Consider the following 3,274-nt stretch of genomic DNA (forward strand, 5'->3'; position numbering starts at 1 on the left):
TCTGTTGGGTGCCGGTGGGCAACAAGATCACCGGCTACGACGTCCTGCCCACCGGCACCCAACAGATGTGGCAGAACGAGTACTTCTACGTCGACGGCAGCGTCACCCTCACCGTCAACGAACGCGGCGCCGACTACGGCCTGAACGTCTTCCCCACCACCTGGGACGCCGTGGAGCAGGACATCACCACCGGCCCCGCCCAGGGCGCGACCCGCTACGGCCTGACCCGCGACACCGGAAAGGACAACGCCCCGGTCCCCCAGTACGTCACCCGCACCACCCCGGCAGACCCGGCGACGGTCGCTCAGGCCTCCCGGGTCTGACCGCCGCGCGTGAAGTCGTCCTGCGCGGCCATGACTTCGTCCCCGTGCTCGAAGGCCCAGGCCCCGAACGCGTCGATCGGCTCGAGCAACGTCCGACCCAGCGCGGTGAGTTCGTACTCCACCCGTGGCGGCGAACCACCGTAGGACCGCCGCGCCACCAGCCCGTTGAACTCCAGCCGCCGCAAGGTCTCGGTCAGCACTTTCTGGCTGATCCCACCGATCCGCCCGCGCAGCTCACCCGGCCGCTCCGGACCGTGCCGCAGGGCCCAGAGCACCACACAGTTCCAGGTGTTGCCGAGCAGGTCGAAGGCGAGCCGGGCCCGGCAGTCGGCGAGAAACACGGGTTCGGAGGTCACGCACCACATGGTGCCCGAGCCGCTTCCTACTGTCGTGCCATGCGAATCGGAATCCTCGGCACAGGCGGAATGGCGGACGCGCTCGGCGCGCAATGGCGGCGGTCCGGACACGAAGTACTGTTCGGCGGCCGGGACTTGGGGCGGGCGGAGACTCTCGCGCGGCGCTGGGACGGCGCCTGGGGCACCCTCCACCAGGCCGCCGACTTCGGCACCGACGCCGTACTGATGGCACTGCCGTGGCGGGTGGCAATCGAGGTCGCCCGCCAACTCCCGCTCACCAGCCGCGTGTTGATCGACTGCACGAACCCGGTCGGCCAAGGCTTCCGCCTGCTCACCGTGGGCGGCCCCTCCGCCGCCGAGCAACTCGCCACCGCCGCGGGCCCCGAGACCCACGTGGTCAAGGCGTTCAACCTCTGCCACGAGGACGTCTGGCGCCTGACACCCCCGGTGTTCGACGGCCGCCCCCTGGGCGTCCCCCTGAGCGGCGACAACGAGCAAGCCCTCGCGGTCGTACGGCAGTTGGTGCGGGACGTGGGCTGCGAACCGTTCACGGCGGGGGAGTTGGGTCAGGGCGCGGCCCTGCTGGAGGCAACGGCCGCGCTGTTCATCCGGTTGTGGGTGGGGGAGGGGGCGGACGCTCAATCCATCGCCCCGCCGGGGGAGTCGGCAGGACCACTGAGTGCGGCTGCCGTCCTCACCCCTTCTTCCTGAGCCCGCACAGGACGCCGACGCGGTTGGTGGTGATCGAGTCGACGCCCAGGTCGAGGAGGCGGCGCATCGAGCGGCGGGTGTCCGGGGTCCAGACCGACAGGAGGTAGCCGTCGCGGTGGACACGGGCGACGAGGTCCCGATCGACCAGTGTGAAGCGGTAGTTGAGCCAGCGCGGCCGTACCGCTTCCAGCACCGCGGGGCGTGGCGGGGCGAGCGAGGTCCAGGTCAGGGCGATCTCGGCGGACGGGTCGGCCGCGCGCACGGCGAGCATCGAGTCGGCGCCCGCGCAGTAGTACGCCCGGTCGTCCGCCCCGTACTCGCGGATCACCTCCACGATCCGGCGCGCGGCCCGTGGGTCGGCCGCGCCGGGCAGGTCGACCATCACCCGGCTGCCCTCGGTCGCGGCCAGCGCCTCCACCAGCGTCGGCACCCCGCCGTCCGTGAGCCCGCGCACCTCGTCCACGGACAGCGACTTCAGCGGCCGGTCCACTTCCCACAGCCGTTGCAGCGTCTCGTCGTGCAGCAGCACGGGCACGCCGTCACGGGTCACTCGTACGTCGAACTCGACGGCGTCCGCGCCCTGTTCGAGCGCGGAACGCAGTGAGTCGACGGTGTTCTCACGGGCACGGTAGGGGTCGCCGCGATGGCCCACGGCGGTCACGTTCTCCATGGGCTCATTGTGCTGGTTGGCGCGGGAGCGCCGACCGTCAGGGCGCGAGCCACGCCGAGGTGTAGGTGTCGATCTCCTCGTTGATACGGGCCTTGCCCGCCGCGTCGAGGAAGGAGGCCGCCACGGCGTTCTTCGCGAGGTCGGCGACACCGCGCTCGTCGAGGTCGAGGAGACGGGCGGCGACCGCGTACTCGTTGTTGAGGTCGGTGCCGAACATCGGCGGGTCGTCGGAGTTGATCGTGACGAGGACCCCGGCCCGGACGAACTCCTTGATCGGGTGCTCGTCGAGCGTGCGGACCGCGCGGGTGGCGATGTTGGAGGTCGGGCAGACCTCCAGCGCGATGCCGTGCTCGGCGAGATGGGCGAGCAGCTTGGAGTCCTGCGCGGAACTGGTGCCGTGCCCGATGCGCTCGGCGCGCAGCTCGTTGAGCGCGTCCCACACCGTCTCGGGCCCGGTGGTCTCACCGGCGTGCGGCACGGAGTGCAGACCGGCCGCGATGGCCCGGTCGAAGTACGGCTTGAACTGCGGCCGGGGCACGCCGATCTCCGGCCCGCCGAGCCCGAACGACACCAGCCCCTCCGGCCGCAGCCGGTCATCGGTCGCGAGCCGCACGGTCTCCTCGGCCGCCTCCAGCCCCGCCTCACCGGGAATGTCGAAGCACCACCGCAGTACGGTCCCGAACTCGGCCTCGGCCGCCTTGCGGGCGTCCTCGATCGCGTCCATGAACGCCCGCTCGTCGATCCCGCGCCGCGTCGACGAGAACGGCGTGATGGTCAGCTCGGCGTACCGCACCTGCTGGCGGGCCATGTCCCGGGCGACCTCGTACGTCAGCAGCCGTACGTCCTCCGGCGTCCGAATGAGGTCGACCACGGACAGATACACGTCGATGAAGTGCGCGAAGTCCGTGAAGCTGAAGTAGTCGACCAGGGCCTCGGGGTCGGTGGGCACGGTGGAGTCGGAGTGCCGGGCGGCCAGCTCCGAGACGATCCGCGGGGAGGCGGAGCCGACGTGATGGACATGCAGCTCGGCCTTGGGCAGCCCGGCGACAAAGGCATGCAGCTCGCGGGCCTGACCGGCGGCGGGTACGGCGCTGTGGTCGGACAAGGTTCCTCCCCGGAACGGCGCCCCGGGCAGTGCCGTACGGGACGCGGGTGATCGGCTGATCGATGACTCGGGATCATCGTAGGCCGGGGTGGAGGGAGAGGGGGGTCTG

Annotated in this window: 4 protein-coding genes and 1 pseudogene; 2 read left to right on the plus strand and 3 right to left on the minus strand. The window is 71.1% G+C overall.

All coding sequences use genetic code 11. The features are described 5' to 3' along the window. Nucleotides 1-323, plus strand: a pseudogene (locus JHN45_RS51275) (sigma-70 family RNA polymerase sigma factor); the annotation flags it as partial. Here the strand turns inward: JHN45_RS51275 and JHN45_RS51280 are convergent. Continuing rightward, nucleotides 305-688, minus strand: a complete 384-nt coding sequence (locus tag JHN45_RS51280) for a helix-turn-helix domain-containing protein (protein ID WP_200717476.1) — start codon at nt 686-688, stop codon at nt 305-307. The pseudogene JHN45_RS51275 and the gene JHN45_RS51280 sit on opposite strands and share 19 nt — an antisense overlap. A gap of 30 nt (nt 689-718) precedes the next feature. On the opposite strand from JHN45_RS51280, the gene JHN45_RS51285 reads away from it, so the two are divergent. Further along, entirely contained in the window at nt 719-1,390 is a 672-nt protein-coding gene (locus JHN45_RS51285; protein ID WP_201056350.1) for an NADPH-dependent F420 reductase, read from the plus strand. Here the strand turns inward: JHN45_RS51285 and JHN45_RS51290 are convergent. Both JHN45_RS51290 and JHN45_RS51295 read right to left on the minus strand, forming a co-directional pair. Continuing rightward, complete coding sequence (locus JHN45_RS51290) at nt 1,374-2,060, minus strand: glycerophosphodiester phosphodiesterase (RefSeq protein WP_019076020.1); 687 nt, start codon at nt 2,058-2,060, stop codon at nt 1,374-1,376. The genes JHN45_RS51285 and JHN45_RS51290 overlap by 17 nt on opposite strands. 37 nt (nt 2,061-2,097) lie before the next feature. Then, the gene (locus tag JHN45_RS51295) at nt 2,098-3,165 is read right to left on the minus strand and encodes an adenosine deaminase (RefSeq protein WP_374195697.1); all 1,068 of its coding nucleotides are present in this window, start codon (nt 3,163-3,165) and stop codon (nt 2,098-2,100) included. Nucleotides 3,166-3,274 lie beyond the last annotated feature (109 nt).

It is taken from the genome of Streptomyces sp. MBT53 (genome assembly GCF_016654115.1).
Classification (GTDB): domain Bacteria; phylum Actinomycetota; class Actinomycetes; order Streptomycetales; family Streptomycetaceae; genus Streptomyces.

What these genes read in the sequence shown, in the direction of transcription:
- JHN45_RS51280 (WP_200717476.1), bottom strand. Translation starts at nt 688, where the DNA reads ATGTGGTGCGTGACCTCCGAACCCGTGTTTCTCGCCGACTGCCGGGCC.
- JHN45_RS51285 (WP_201056350.1), top strand. Translation starts at nt 719, where the DNA reads ATGCGAATCGGAATCCTCGGCACAGGCGGAATGGCGGACGCGCTCGGC.
- JHN45_RS51290 (WP_019076020.1), bottom strand. Translation starts at nt 2,060, where the DNA reads ATGGAGAACGTGACCGCCGTGGGCCATCGCGGCGACCCCTACCGTGCC.